16 protein-coding genes are annotated in these 13758 nt (G+C 49.2%); all 16 read left to right on the forward strand.

Annotated elements, in window-relative coordinates:
- The first annotated feature begins 25 nt into the window (after nt 1–25).
- Entirely contained in the window at nt 26–349 is a 324-nt protein-coding gene (locus tag KNO70_RS08895) for a putative DNA-binding protein (RefSeq protein WP_015881364.1), read from the forward strand.
- Nucleotides 350–360: 11 nt separating this feature from the next.
- Complete coding sequence (gene ffh / locus KNO70_RS08900) at nt 361–1701, forward strand: signal recognition particle protein (protein ID WP_031421628.1); 1341 nt, start codon at nt 361–363, stop codon at nt 1699–1701.
- Nucleotides 1702–1783: 82 nt separating this feature from the next.
- Nucleotides 1784–2059, forward strand: a complete 276-nt coding sequence (rpsP, locus tag KNO70_RS08905; RefSeq protein WP_015881366.1) for a 30S ribosomal protein S16 — start codon at nt 1784–1786, stop codon at nt 2057–2059.
- Between the two features lie 53 nt (nt 2060–2112).
- Nucleotides 2113–2631, forward strand: a complete 519-nt coding sequence (gene rimM, locus KNO70_RS08910) for a ribosome maturation factor RimM (RefSeq protein WP_214730993.1) — start codon at nt 2113–2115, stop codon at nt 2629–2631.
- Nucleotides 2621–3337 (forward strand): tRNA (guanosine(37)-N1)-methyltransferase TrmD, encoded by a 717-nt coding sequence (trmD, locus tag KNO70_RS08915; RefSeq protein ID WP_078146686.1) that lies wholly within the window; start codon nt 2621–2623, stop codon nt 3335–3337. Before rimM ends, trmD begins: the two co-directional genes overlap by 11 nt.
- A 114-nt stretch (nt 3338–3451) precedes the next feature.
- Nucleotides 3452–3805 carry a 50S ribosomal protein L19 gene (gene rplS / locus KNO70_RS08920; protein WP_015881369.1) on the forward strand — a complete coding sequence of 118 codons (354 nt, stop codon included), beginning with the start codon at nt 3452–3454 and terminating at the stop codon, nt 3803–3805.
- An 82-nt stretch (nt 3806–3887) separates the two neighbouring features.
- Nucleotides 3888–4430: a signal peptidase I gene (gene lepB, locus KNO70_RS08925; protein ID WP_015881370.1), complete on the forward strand. Its 543-nt coding sequence runs from the start codon at nt 3888–3890 to the stop codon at nt 4428–4430.
- 12 nt (nt 4431–4442) lie between these two features.
- Nucleotides 4443–5303: a ribosome biogenesis GTPase YlqF gene (gene ylqF, locus KNO70_RS08930; protein ID WP_078146688.1), complete on the forward strand. Its 861-nt coding sequence runs from the start codon at nt 4443–4445 to the stop codon at nt 5301–5303.
- A gap of 41 nt (nt 5304–5344) precedes the next feature.
- Nucleotides 5345–6097, forward strand: a complete 753-nt coding sequence (locus tag KNO70_RS08935) for a ribonuclease HII (protein WP_078146689.1) — start codon at nt 5345–5347, stop codon at nt 6095–6097.
- Between the two features lie 5 nt (nt 6098–6102).
- Nucleotides 6103–6957: a hypothetical protein gene (locus KNO70_RS08940; protein WP_240499805.1), complete on the forward strand. Its 855-nt coding sequence runs from the start codon at nt 6103–6105 to the stop codon at nt 6955–6957.
- Nucleotides 6954–7214, forward strand: a complete 261-nt coding sequence (locus KNO70_RS08945) for an EscU/YscU/HrcU family type III secretion system export apparatus switch protein (protein WP_074037264.1) — start codon at nt 6954–6956, stop codon at nt 7212–7214. The genes KNO70_RS08940 and KNO70_RS08945 overlap by 4 nt, the downstream gene beginning before the upstream one ends.
- 120 nt (nt 7215–7334) lie before the next feature.
- On the forward strand, nt 7335–8495 hold the full coding sequence (sucC, locus tag KNO70_RS08950) for an ADP-forming succinate--CoA ligase subunit beta (protein WP_159562085.1): 1161 nt from the start codon (nt 7335–7337) through the stop codon (nt 8493–8495).
- A gap of 12 nt (nt 8496–8507) precedes the next feature.
- Nucleotides 8508–9425, forward strand: coding sequence for a succinate--CoA ligase subunit alpha (sucD, locus tag KNO70_RS08955; protein WP_015881376.1), 918 nt, complete (start codon nt 8508–8510; stop codon nt 9423–9425).
- 50 nt (nt 9426–9475) lie between these two features.
- The gene (gene dprA, locus KNO70_RS08960) at nt 9476–10270 is read left to right on the forward strand and encodes a DNA-processing protein DprA (RefSeq protein ID WP_214687931.1); all 795 of its coding nucleotides are present in this window, start codon (nt 9476–9478) and stop codon (nt 10268–10270) included.
- Nucleotides 10271–10335: 65 nt separating this feature from the next.
- On the forward strand, nt 10336–12432 hold the full coding sequence (gene topA, locus KNO70_RS08965) for a type I DNA topoisomerase (protein ID WP_047795418.1): 2097 nt from the start codon (nt 10336–10338) through the stop codon (nt 12430–12432).
- On the forward strand, nt 12432–13742 hold the full coding sequence (gene trmFO / locus KNO70_RS08970; protein ID WP_214684485.1) for an FADH(2)-oxidizing methylenetetrahydrofolate--tRNA-(uracil(54)-C(5))-methyltransferase TrmFO: 1311 nt from the start codon (nt 12432–12434) through the stop codon (nt 13740–13742). The genes topA and trmFO overlap by 1 nt, the downstream gene beginning before the upstream one ends.
- Nucleotides 13743–13758: the final 16 nt, after the last annotated feature.

Consider the following 13758-nt stretch of genomic DNA (forward strand, 5'->3'; position numbering starts at 1 on the left):
CACTTAACATGTGGAGGTGAAAGGTTTGACGCTCGAAAAAACGAATCGCATGAACTATCTCATCGATTTCTATCAAGCGCTCCTCACACCGAAACAGCGCAACTATATGTCTCTTTATTACCTAGATGACTACTCGCTCGGAGAGATTGCGGAAGAGTTTGAAGTCAGCCGTCAAGCGGTCTACGATAACATAAAGCGCACAGAAACGATGCTTGAACAGTACGAGGAAAAGCTAGCCCTATTCGAAAAGTTCGAACAGCGCCAGCAACTTCTTCAGACCCTCAAACGTCAAGTCGAGCTCACCGATGACGTGAGCGCCACGATTTCTGCGCTTGAGAATTTAGAGTAGGGGGCTGAAGCATGGCATTTGAAGGATTATCAGAACGATTGCAATCGACACTTTCAAAAATGCGCGGTAAAGGGAAAATCTCGGAGGCCGATGTCAAAGAGATGATGCGTGAGGTTCGCCTCGCCCTCCTCGAAGCCGACGTCAACTTTAAAGTCGTCAAGCAATTCGTCAATGACGTGAAGGAACGCGCGGTTGGTCAGGATGTCATGAAATCATTGACGCCAGGTCAACAAGTCGTCAAAATCGTTCACGAAGAGTTGTCGAACTTGATGGGAAGCGATGTCGTCCCGATCACATTCAGTCAGAAACCACCGACAGTCGTCATGATGGTCGGTCTGCAAGGGGCAGGGAAAACGACAACGACCGGGAAGCTAGCGAACTTGATTCGTAAAAAGCATAACCGAAGTCCTCTTCTCGTCGCGGCGGACATTTACCGTCCGGCGGCAATCAAGCAGCTCGAGACACTCGGAAAACAACTCGATTTACCGGTCTTCTCACTTGGTGATCAAGTGAAGCCGGAAGAGATTGTGACGAAGGCACTCGAGTACGCAAAAACAAATCATCACGATTTCGTGTTGATCGATACGGCCGGTCGCCTTCATATCGATGAGACGCTTATGGGCGAGCTCGAAAATGTGAAGACGATTGCCAAACCAAATGAGATCTTCCTCGTCGTCGATTCGATGACGGGTCAAGATGCGGTCAATGTGGCCGACAGTTTCAATGAGAAACTCGGAATCACCGGGGTCGTGCTCACAAAGCTCGACGGAGATACACGAGGCGGGGCAGCCCTTTCGATCAAGGCAGTCACGGGAGCGCCGATTAAATTCGTCGGTCTCGGAGAAAAGTTGGATGCCCTCGAACCATTCCACCCGGAACGCATGGCGTCACGGATCCTTGGAATGGGGGACGTGCTCTCGCTCATTGAAAAAGCCGAGACACAGATGGACCAAGACGCAGCGAAGGAGCTTGAAAGCAAAATTCGTGACGCGTCATTCACGTTCGATGATTTCATTGAACAGTTGGCCCAAGTGAAAAACATGGGACCAATTGATGAATTACTTTCGATGTTACCTGGTGCAGGTAAGATGAAAGGGTTGAAGAACGTCCAAATCGACGAGAAACAACTCGATCACGTCGAAGCGATCATTCGCTCGATGACGAAACATGAGCGCGCCAATCCGGAAGTGCTCAACGCGAGTCGTCGTAAGCGGATCGCAAAAGGGAGCGGTCGCTCGATTCAAGAAGTGAACCGTCTCATCAAACAGTTCGATGACATGAAGAAGATGATGAAACAAATGTCAGGACAAATGAAAGGGAAGAAAAAAGGTCTCGGCCTTCCATTCTTCTAACAAAATCTTTTGTCAGTCGAACGAAAAAGCTGTATACTATAAAAGTTGTCAATTCTTAAACACATGATGGAGGTATATTACCATGGCAGTTAAAATTCGTCTTAAGCGCATGGGCGCAAAAAAATCACCTTTCTACCGTATCGTTGTAGCAGACTCACGTTCACCACGTGACGGTCGCTTCATCGAGCAAGTTGGTCACTACAACCCGGTTGCAAAACCAGAAGCAGAAGTTCGCATCAACGAAGAACTCGCTCTCAAATGGTTGGCAGACGGCGCGAAGCCATCTGACACAGTACGCAACTTGTTCTCTAAAGCAGGGATCATGGAGAAATTCCACAACGCGAAAAACGCGAAGTAATGATGTGGCCGACCTTTTCTGAGGTCGGCCTATTTTGTTGAGGAGGGAAAAAGATGGACTGGTTATATGTAGGGAAAATCGCCAATACGCACGGCCTAAAAGGGGAAGTGAAGATTTTGGCGGCGACAGACTTTCCAGAAGAGCGATTTAAAAAAGGAAACACGTTGTTTCTTGATGTCGACGGAACGAAACAGGAAATGACGATCACGACGTATCGTCCTCATAAGCAGTTTCACCTCGTCACATTCAAAGGGTTTGACAATATCAATCTCATTGAAAAATATAAAGGGCTGAAACTATATGTCCACGCCGAACACGTCCACGACTTGGACGAACACGAATATTATTATCATGAAATCATCGGCTGTGAGGCTGTCGTGGATGGGGAAGTCATTGGTGTCGTCGACGACATCTTTGAAACGAATGGAGCGAACGACGTATGGGTCATCAAACGACCAGGAAAGTCGGACGCACTCATCCCTTATATCGGATCGGTCGTCCAAGAGATTGATGTCGATGCGAAGCGTGTCGTCATCACGCCGATCCCTGGAATGATTGACGATGAAGATTGATGTATTGACGTTGTTCCCCGAGATGTTTCATGCGCTCGATCACTCCATCGTCGGTCGGGCGAAGACGCTCGGGCAAGTGGAGATGTCGTTCCTCAATTTTCGGGACTTTTCAACGAACAAGCATCATAAAGTCGATGATTATCCGTACGGCGGTGGAGCGGGCATGTTGCTCACGCCGCAGCCGATCTTTGATGCATTTCATTCCCTTGAGGCGAAGAGCCCAAGGGTCATTCTCACGACGCCTACCGGAAAACCGTTCAATCAACGAATGGCCGAAGAATGGGCCAAGGAGGAACATCTGGTCTTTCTATGTGGACATTATGAAGGGTTCGACCAACGGATCCATGATGAACTGGCGACCGACGAGGTGTCGATCGGTGATTTCGTTTTGACAGGTGGAGAGCTCGCGACGATGGTCATGATTGATGCGACCGTAAGGCTCATTCCGGATGTACTTGGCGATCAGGCGAGCCATGAAGACGACTCGTTCTCGACTGGTCTCTTGGAATACCCTCACTATACACGACCGGCTGATTTTCGTGGATTGACCGTGCCGGAAGTGCTCTTGTCGGGAAATCACGCCCGGATCGAGGCATGGCGCCGAGAGCAATCGCTCGAACGCACGTATCGACGACGTCCGGATTTGCTCGAACATGTCGAGTTGACGGATGTCGATAAAAAGTTTCTGCAATCGTTGCGCGATTGAGAAATATATGCTATGTTTGAGCATGTGGGTTAAACCCATCGATTACCGATGTTCCGCTATTGGATGCTTGGGCATATGAAGATATGAACATTGAAGAAAAAGGAGATATGATTCATGAACACACAAAAACTGTTCCGTGAAATCACAGAAGAACAATTCAAATCGGACGTACCTGCTTTCCGTCCTGGTGACACAGTACGTGTCCACGTTAAAGTTGTAGAGGGAACGCGTGAGCGTATCCAGATCTTCGAAGGTGTTGTAATCAAGCGTAAAGGTGGCGGCATCAGCGAAACATTCACAGTCCGTAAGATTTCTTACGGCGTAGGTGTTGAGCGTGCATTCCCGCTTCACTCACCACGCGTTGCACAAATCGAAGTCGTACGCTACGGTAAAGTTCGCCGTGCGAAACTTTACTACCTCCGTAACCTTCGCGGTAAAGCAGCACGTATTAAAGAAATCCGTCGTTAAGATGGGAATTAAGCTTGTCGCTTGCGACAAGCTTCTTTTTTTCTAGTACAATAAGTTCAAATGGATAGAGGAGTGAGTGAAGTTGAAAGAAGTGTTTAGTTGGCTAAAAGCCATCGTGGTCGCTCTTGTCATCGCGTTCGTCATCCGGACGTTCATCTTCGTTCCTGTCATCGTTGAAGGAGAGTCGATGATGCCGACACTCCACAATGCGGATCGAATGATCGTCAGTAAAATTTCGAACTATGTTGGGGAGCTAGACCGAGGTGATATCGTCGTATTCCATGCGACTGAATCAAAAGACTATATTAAACGTGTCATCGCCATCCCAGGCGACACGCTCGAATATCGAGATGATGTACTTTATATTAACGGTGAAGCGGTAGAAGAGCCGTATTTAGACGAGTTTCGTGCCCAGATGAACGGGTTCCCGTTGACAGAGAACTTCACACTCGAACAAGTGACGGGTGAGTCGGTCGTTCCAGAGGAATCATACTTCGTCATGGGAGACAATCGTCAAAACTCGAAAGACAGCCGTGAGATCGGATTTGTGTCGAAAGAGGAGATTGTCGGCAAGACGAACTTCATCTTCTGGCCACTCGATGATGTTGGCACGGTAGAAGATTAAGGTGGTGCTTTTTTGGCAATTCAATGGTTTCCTGGCCACATGGCCAAAGCAAGAAGACAAGTAACTGAAAAATTAAAGCTAATCGATGTCGTCATCGAACTCGTAGATGCACGCGTGCCTCAGTCGAGTCGCAACCCGATGGTCGATGAGATTACAGCGGGAAAACCTCGTCTCATCGTCTTGAACAAAGCAGACATGGCCGACCCCGTCGTGACGGAGGCGTGGTTACGTGCCTTGAAACGCGAAGAAGTCGAGGTTGTCGCTGTCGACGCGAAACATAGCAAAGGCTTGAAACAGCTCATCACGGGTGCTCAGAAGTTGATGAAAGAAAAGCATGACCGGATGCGTGAGAAGGGGCGGAACCCCGGACCGATCCGTGCGCTCATCATCGGAATTCCGAACGTCGGGAAGTCGACACTCATCAACCGTCTCGCCGGACGAAACATCGCCATCACGGGCGACCGTCCTGGTGTGACGAAGCGTCAACAGTGGATCAAGATGAAAGGCGGCGAGATGGAACTGTTGGACACGCCGGGGATTCTCTGGCCGAAGTTCGAGGATCAACTTGTCGGATATCGTCTAGCCGCGACCGGCGCCATCAAAGACGAGATTCTCAACTTGGATGATATCGCCTTGTATACGGTTCGCGAGTTGCATGCTCGTTATCCGGAACAATTAAAGGAACGATTCAAACTTGAAACGTTACCCGAGGACGGCGTGGAGCTCCTTGAGTTGATCGGGAAAAAGCGTGGTCTCATCAGTGGTGGTTACGTCGATTTCGAAAAGGCGAGCGAACTACTTTTAAATGAACTACGACATGAAAAAATCGGACGGATCTCCCTTGAGACACCGGCTGATCACGAAATGGCGTAAAGCCCTGTGCACACAGGGCTTTTTTGAATAGGAGGAAGACCGTGACGATTCAACAGATTAAACAACAACTAGAGGACATCCGATATGAAGAATGGGTATACATCTTCCCGACCTTGTCACGAGACCCTCGAGCGGGCGTGCAAACGTTGCTACGGCAAAAACAGCGCCAATTCGAGCGAGAACGGGCGTTACAGGACGATTTCGAACGTCGCATGACGTATGAACGTGAATGGAAGGCGGAAGGCTTCACTCGAATTGTCGGAGTCGATGAGGTCGGACGGGGGCCGCTTGCGGGACCGGTCGTGGCAGCGGCGGTCTTGTTGCCGGATGGGTTCTACCTCCCGGGATTGAATGATTCAAAAAAAATGACCAAAGCGGCGAGGGACGCGGCATACGCACACATCATCGAGGTCGCAGAGGTCGGTGTCGGGATCGTCGAGCCCGCGGTAATCGATGAGATTAACATCTATGAGGCGACGAAGCTTGCGATGACAGAGGCGATTCATCAAGTCGGAGAAGTAGACGCCCTATTGATTGACGCCATGAAACTCGAGCTCGACATCCCTCAACAGTCATTGGTTAAAGGGGACACGCTCAGTGTGTCGATAGCCGCGGCAAGTGTCGTCGCTAAGGTGGTAAGGGACCGGATGATGGAAGAATATGATTTGACGTATCCTGGATACGGATTTGCGAAAAACGCAGGATATGGAACAGAGACTCATTTAGAAGGGTTAAGACGCCTTGGGGTGACTCCGATTCATCGCCGTACGTTCGCCCCCATCAAGCATATGTGAAAGGAGTGGTCACGTTGCGGATCGATCATCAAGGGGTGATGCCGTTCAAAGTGACGGAACAGACGTCACGCCCGCTATTACTAGGGAACACAGTCGTCGGAAAGGTGTTGCAGCTCTTACCTGGCAACGAGGCGGTCATGCAACTGCCCCAAGGGATTTTCCGGGTCGGCGTCAATGCGAACGTGAAAGAGAACGTCACGTATAAGCTGGTCGTCACGGACGTCGAACCGAAGCTCGTCTTGAAAGTCGTCACGCAAGCGACGGAATCGCTCATGGCTGCCAAGTCGCCGCTGCAAGCGTTAGGAGAACAGCTCGGACGCTTGATGCGGGAGCCGATGCTGACGCCAGAATCCGTGAAGGCGGCCGGGAAAAACGCGTTAGAAAGCGGCGCAGGTCAGGATGTAAAGGCGCTCGTCGGGGAACTGTTCAAAGCGAAAGGTGAGCCGAAGTTCGAGCAGTTCGTGCGTGCGCAGGAAGCGTTCAACGCGAGCCAAAGCCCGCCGTTCGTCGCCCAAGCATTTCACATACCGCAATTGGGTCCGTTTGAAAACGTTCAACTTCGTCTAGAGGCCCCGAAACGAGAGACGATGGACTCGGATCATGCGCGGATCGTCTTGTTTCTTGAAACGCCGCGATATGGTGAGACCGGAATTGATGTGTTGATTCAAAAGCGTTACGTGTCCGTACGTGTATTCAATGAGCAACACGATTTGGCTCCATACGTCCGTACATACGAACCACTTTTGAAAGAAGGTTTAAAAAAGGTGTCATTCGAACTGTCTTCTTTTTCGTATGAAGCGAAGCGTGAACACGTTCCGGCAACGTTTGCACCGCTCGGAAAGGTGGACCTCCAAATATGAAAGACCAGAAGAAAGCGATGGCGCTCTCCTATGAGCAGTCGATGGATGCGCCCCATGTCGTAGCAAAAGGAACGGGTATCGTGGCCGAGCGGATGCTTGAAGTTGCTTTAGCGAACGGCATTCCTATCCATGAAGACCCAGCGCTCCTCTCGTTACTGTCGGCCTTGAACATTGAAGAGCAGATTCCAGAGGACGTCTATCAAGTCATTGCCGAACTTTTTGTGTTTCTTTATCAGATGGAACAGGATAAAATTTGATTTGTCTAGGGATATATGTGAAAAAAAGATGAAAACTTAAAGCAAGAACGATAGACAGCGCTTTCAGTTTTTCGTTACAATAGACGTGCCGATATTAAAGGGGACTAAGGGGGAAAACATATGAATATCCATGAGTATCAGGCGAAAGAATTGTTAAGAGAGTTTGGGGTAGCCGTTCCGACGGGTTATCCGGCCTTTACTGTTGAAGAAGCTGTTGCAGCTGCTGCGAAGCTTGAAGGTGAAGTGAAGGTAGTAAAAGCTCAAATCCACGCAGGTGGCCGCGGTAAAGCGGGTGGTGTTAAACTTGCGAAGACAGATGAAGAAGTGAAGCAATATGCTTCAGAGATTCTCGGGAAAACGCTCGTGACACACCAAACAGGTCCGGAAGGAAAAGTTGTCCAGCGTCTCTATATCGAAGAAGGTTCTGCGATTGACCAAGAATTTTACTTAGGACTCGTGCTTGACCGTTCGATCGGCCGAATTGTCATCATGGGTTCATCTGAAGGTGGAATGGACATCGAAGAAGTCGCTGAACATACACCAGAGAAGATTCATAAAGAGATCGTCGACCCGGTCGTTGGCTTACGTCCATTCCAGGCGCGTCGTCTCGCATTCAAAATGGAAGTCCCGACGAAACTTGTCAATAAGTTCAGTGACATGGTCATGAAGCTGTATAAAGTGTACGTCGAGACAGATTGCACAATCGCGGAAATCAACCCGCTCGTCACGACGAAAGACGGTAACGTCATCGCGCTCGATGCGAAGTTGAACTTCGATAGCAACGCGCTCTATCGTCACTCGGACGTCCTTGCTCTTCGTGATACGACGGAAGAAGACCCACGTGAAGTAGAAGCGTCAAAACACGACCTCAGCTACATCGCACTCGACGGAAACATCGGTTGTCTCGTCAACGGTGCCGGTCTTGCGATGGCAACGATGGATATCATCAAACATTACGGTGCTGAACCCGCTAACTTCCTCGACGTAGGTGGCGGTGCGACTAAAGAAAAAGTAACAGAAGCATTCAAGTTGATTTTGTCTGATGACCAGGTCAAAGGGATCTTCGTTAACATTTTCGGTGGGATCATGAAATGTGACATCATCGCAGAGGGGATTGTCGCTGCGACGAAAGAAATCGGACTCGACTTACCACTCGTCGTTCGCTTAGAAGGAACGAACGTTGATGCCGGGAAGCGCATTCTCGATGAATCTGGACTTGCGATCACGACGGCCAGCTCGATGGCTGACGGTGCAGAAAAAATCGCAGCACTTGTTCGATAAGGGGGAAACGACATGAGTATTTGGGCGGATAAAGATACGAAAGTAATCATTCAAGGGATTACAGGGAAGCAAGGTCTGTTCCACGGTGAACAGATGCTCGCATATAACACGAAATTAGTCGGTGGTGTCACACCTGGTAAAGGTGGCACGACGGTCCTCGACAACGTTCCAGTCTTCAACACCGTCTCTGAAGCGGTCGAAGCAACTGGTGCCAATGCATCGATCATCTATGTTCCACCTGCTTTCGCAGCGGATTCAATCATGGAAGCGGCAGACAGCGGCATCGAGCTCATCATCTGTATCACAGAAGGAATCCCAGTTGTGGACATGATTCAAGTGAAGCGCTATCTCGAGGACAAACCGGCTCGTTTAATCGGACCGAACTGTCCTGGTATCATCACACCTGGAGAAGCGAAACTTGGCATCATGCCTGGCTACATTCATACGAAAGGGCACGTCGGAATCGTATCACGTTCTGGGACGCTCACGTATGAGGCGGTTCATCAGTTGACGACAGCAGGTATCGGACAATCGACAGCTGTTGGAATCGGCGGAGACCCGGTCAATGGAACAAACTTCATCGATACGCTTAAAGCGTTCAACGAAGATGAGGACACGAAAGCGGTCATCATGATCGGGGAAATCGGCGGAACGGCTGAAGAAGAGGCAGCTGAATGGGTAAAAGCCAACATGACGAAACCAGTCATCGGTTTCATCGGCGGCCAGACGGCTCCTGAAGGCAAGCGCATGGGACATGCGGGTGCAATCATCTCAGGTGGTAAAGGGACGGCTGCTGAGAAGATCAAGACATTGAACGCGAATGGAATCGAAGTCGCTGAAACACCAGCGGTTATCGGTGAAACGTTAATTCGTGTCTTGAAACAGCAAGGATTATACGAAGCATGTGTCACGGGTCAACCGACGACATGAGAATCTTGAGGGATGCTTGCATCCCTCATTTTTTTAAAGGAGAGTTTGTGATGAATCAAACAATAGCTCGGTTTGCTGCAGCACGAATGCCAGTTGAGTTTGTGCATCATTATTTAAACGGGACACTCGGAGCACATCGCACACAATTTTCTGAACATGTCTGGAGACGGGCTGAACGAGCCTGGCACGCATCGGAGTCGTATAAACATTTCGTCACATGGGAAGACGACTTGTTTCCGAAACGGTTACTCGACATCCCCAACCCTCCATATTGCTTGTTTTATCATGGAGATTTAGAGGTACTACAAGAAAGAACGACTGCGATGGTCGGAAGTCGTGAGTTGAATCGTATCAGTCAACCGCTCGTGAATCACTATCACTCTTTAATAGAAGAAACTGTATCTGTTTCAGGTGGCGCCCTCGGAATCGACGGGCTCGTCCACGCCCAAGCCCTTCTCGCTCGTCGACCGACCGTGGCGGTACTGGGAGCTGGACTGAACCGGCTCTATCCGGAGGCGAACCGAGACATGCTTTTACAGATTCCACAAGAGGGAGTCTTACTTAGTGAATATGTACCAAACACGCCGATTCAAAAATTTCAATTTTTGGAAAGAAATCGTTTGGTCAGTGGTCTTGGCGATGCGTTGGTCGTTATACAGGCGAGACGAAAGAGTGGGACGATGAATACGGTCGGACATGCTCTAGAGCAAGGGAAAACGGTATTTGCGGTGCCAGGTTCACCCCTTGATCCACTCGCGGAGGGACCGAACCGGTTGATTGAAGAAGGAGCGATTCCATTGACGAATTCCGATCAAATTATTCGAGATCTCAAGATTGTACGTTGACAAACCAGTGAGAACATGAATATTATGGTAGGGATTTAAATGACCTCTAAAAGGGGAGCAGATGTATGGCAAAATATCTGGTGATCGTCGAATCACCTGCGAAAGCAAAAACAATTAAACGTTATTTAGGTCCGAATTATATGGTCAAAGCTTCGATGGGGCACGTGATTGACTTGCCTAAAAGTCAACTCGGTGTAGACGTCGAACACGACTTTGAACCGAAGTATATTACCATCCGTGGTAAAGGACCGGTATTGAAAGAATTGAAGACAGCAGCGAAAAAAGCGACAAAAATCTTTCTCGCGGCCGACCCCGATAGAGAAGGGGAAGCGATTGCTTGGCATTTAGCACGCGCACTCGGTGTCGATGAAACGACAGAATGTCGTGTCGTCTTTAACGAAATTACAAAAGATGCGATTAAAGAATCGTTTAAACATCCACGTAAGATCAATCACGATCTCGTCGACGCACAACAAGCTCGACGCATTTTAGATCGTCTTGTCGGATACGGGATGAGTCCATTATTATGGAAGAAAGTCAAAAAAGGATTGTCTGCAGGGCGAGTTCAATCGGTAGCCGTGAAGATGATTATCGACCGTGAACGTGAAATTAACGCGTTCGACCCGGAAGAGTACTGGACGATTAAACTTGATTTAAATCATGATGGGGAAACGTTCGAGACTTCATTTTACGGAAAAGATGGAAAGAAGATGGAATTGAAGTCTGAAGAAGATGCGCAATCTGTCCTAGATACCATCGATGATACGTTTAAAGTCATTGATGTGACGAAGAAAGAACGGAAGCGGAACGCTTCGCTACCGTTCACGACCAGTTCATTACAGCAGGATGCTGCCCGTAAATTGAATTTCCGTGCGAAGAAGACCATGATGCTCGCGCAGCAATTATATGAAGGAATCGATCTCGGCAAAAAAGAAGGTACAGTCGGTCTGATTACGTATATGCGTACCGACTCGACACGTATCTCTGATTTGGCGAAGACGGAGGCGAAGGAATATATCGAATCGACATTCGGTGAAGAGTATGTCGCCTTACAGAAACAAAAAGAAAAGAAATCAGCGAATACCCAAGACGCGCACGAAGCGATTCGTCCGACTTCGGCACTCCGCGACCCAGCTTCCTTGAAGCCTTATCTGTCACGTGACCAGTTGCGACTGTATAAATTGATTTGGGAACGATTGATTGCGAGCCAAATGGCACCAGCCGTGCTCGATACGGTCAAAATCGACGTCGAATCGAACGGGATGATTTTCCGTGCGAACGGGTCGACGGTCAAATTTCCTGGTTTCATGAAAGTGTACATCGAGTCGAAAGACGATGACATTGAGGACACGAACCAAGAGAAGGAAGGATTATTGCCTCCTCTCGAAGTGGATGACACCGTGACATTTGAAACGATTGAACCGAAACAACACTTCACACAACCGCCACCTCGTTATACAGAGGCGCGACTCGTTCGAGCGATGGAAGAACTCGGGATTGGTCGTCCGTCGACGTATGCGCCGACACTCGACACGATTCAACGACGCGGTTATGTCGTTCTCGAAGAGAAGAAGTTTTTACCGACTGAACTTGGAGAACTCGTCATCGAGATGATTGATGAGTATTTCAACGACTTCATCACGGTCCAGTTCACAGCCGACATGGAGACCCTTCTTGATTCGATCGAGCATAAGGAAGTCGAGTGGACGGAAGTCGTCGCTCCGATTTATCGTTCTTTCGAGAAACGATTGAAGCGTGCTGAAGAAGAAATCGAGAAAATCGAAGTGAAAGATGAACCTGCCGGAATTGATTGTGAAGTCTGTGGGTCACCAATGGTCATCAAGATGGGACGCTACGGCAAGTTCATGGCGTGCTCGAACTTCCCGAACTGTACGAACACGAAACCGGTACAAGTCGAAATCGGTGTCCCGTGTCCGAACTGTAAGGATGGACAAATCGTAGAACGTCGTAGTAAAAAAGGTCGTCTCTTCTATGGTTGCTCGAACTATCCGGAATGTGAATTCGTCTCATGGGATAAACCGGTTGCGAAACCGTGTCCAGTATGCGACAGTTTGATGGTCGAGAAAAAAATTAAAGACGGCGTGAAATATCAATGTACGAACTGTACCCACACCGAGGTACATCAGCAAGAGGAGGATTAATGTTGCAACAACGTGTAACTGTAATCGGAGCTGGATTGGCCGGCTCCGAAGCGGCTTGGCAACTCGCTAAGCGCGGTATTCAAGTAGATTTGTATGAAATGAGACCGGTTCGTCAAACACCGGCGCACCACACGGATCAATTTGCGGAGCTCGTTTGTTCGAACTCGCTACGTGCGAACGGTCTTCAAAATGCCGTAGGTGTCTTGAAAGAAGAAATGCGTACGCTTGACTCGCTCATCTTAAAGGCGGCGGACACGGCAAGTGTACCTGCTGGGGGTGCCCTTGCCGTCGATCGTCATGAGTTTGCCGGATTCATCACCGAGAAGCTAAAGAACCACGAGAATGTCACAGTGCACAACGAAGAGCTCAAAGAGATTCCTGAAGGGATCGTCATCGTGGCGACTGGCCCGTTGACCTCCCCTGACCTCTCTGCATCACTCAAGGCGTTCACAGGAGAAGATTATCTCTACTTCTATGACGCGGCAGCACCAATTCTAGATGGTGATACGATTGATCGGGATAAAGTCTATTTGAAGTCGCGTTACGACAAAGGTGAAGCCGCTTACTTGAACTGTCCGATGACAGAAGAAGAGTTTGATGTGTTTTACGAAGAGTTGATCAAGGCAGAAGTCGTTCCGCTAAAAGAGTTTGAAAAAGAGATTTACTTTGAAGGATGCATGCCGTTTGAAGTCATGGCCGAGCGTGGGAAGAAGACGCTTTTGTTCGGACCGATGAAGCCGGTCGGATTAGAAGACCCGAAGACAGGAAAACGTCCATATGCCGTCGTTCAGCTTCGTCAAGACAACTCGGCGGGCACACTGTATAACTTGGTAGGCTTCCAAACACATTTGAAGTGGGGCGAACAGAAGCGCATCATCCGTCTCATCCCGGGACTCGAGAATGCGGACATCGTCCGATACGGTGTCATGCACCGTAACACGTTCATCAACTCACCGAGCTTACTCAAGCCGACGTATCAGGCGCGTACACGTGACACGCTCTTCTTCGCCGGTCAGATGACAGGGGTAGAAGGATATGTGGAGTCGGCAGCGTCCGGGCTTCTAGCTGGGATCAATGCGGCGAAGATGATCGCAGGTGAAGAACTCATCGTTCTCCCGCGTGAGACGATGCTTGGTTCGATGGCGCATTATATCACGACAGCCGACGGGAAGCACTTCCAACCGATGAATGCAAACTTCGGATTGGTGCCATCACTAGAAGACGCTCCGAAAAAGATGAAGAAACAAGAACGGTACGAGCGTTACGCGAACCGTGCGTTAGAAACGATTCAACAGTATAAAGATCTTTGAACAGGAGAGCCATTTG

The sequence above is a fragment of the Exiguobacterium sp. s181 genome (genome assembly GCF_018617125.1).
GTDB lineage: Bacteria > Bacillota > Bacilli > Exiguobacteriales > Exiguobacteriaceae > Exiguobacterium > Exiguobacterium profundum.

What these genes read in the sequence shown, in the direction of transcription:
- sucD (WP_015881376.1), top strand. Translation starts at nt 8,508, where the DNA reads ATGAGTATTTGGGCGGATAAAGATACGAAAGTAATCATTCAAGGGATT.
- ffh (WP_031421628.1), top strand. Translation starts at nt 361, where the DNA reads ATGGCATTTGAAGGATTATCAGAACGATTGCAATCGACACTTTCAAAA.
- rpsP (WP_015881366.1), top strand. Translation starts at nt 1,784, where the DNA reads ATGGCAGTTAAAATTCGTCTTAAGCGCATGGGCGCAAAAAAATCACCT.
- rimM (WP_214730993.1), top strand. Translation starts at nt 2,113, where the DNA reads ATGGACTGGTTATATGTAGGGAAAATCGCCAATACGCACGGCCTAAAA.
- trmD (WP_078146686.1), top strand. Translation starts at nt 2,621, where the DNA reads ATGAAGATTGATGTATTGACGTTGTTCCCCGAGATGTTTCATGCGCTC.
- trmFO (WP_214684485.1), top strand. Translation starts at nt 12,432, where the DNA reads ATGTTGCAACAACGTGTAACTGTAATCGGAGCTGGATTGGCCGGCTCC.
- dprA (WP_214687931.1), top strand. Translation starts at nt 9,476, where the DNA reads ATGAATCAAACAATAGCTCGGTTTGCTGCAGCACGAATGCCAGTTGAG.
- sucC (WP_159562085.1), top strand. Translation starts at nt 7,335, where the DNA reads ATGAATATCCATGAGTATCAGGCGAAAGAATTGTTAAGAGAGTTTGGG.
- KNO70_RS08945 (WP_074037264.1), top strand. Translation starts at nt 6,954, where the DNA reads ATGAAAGACCAGAAGAAAGCGATGGCGCTCTCCTATGAGCAGTCGATG.
- topA (WP_047795418.1), top strand. Translation starts at nt 10,336, where the DNA reads ATGGCAAAATATCTGGTGATCGTCGAATCACCTGCGAAAGCAAAAACA.
- rplS (WP_015881369.1), top strand. Translation starts at nt 3,452, where the DNA reads ATGAACACACAAAAACTGTTCCGTGAAATCACAGAAGAACAATTCAAA.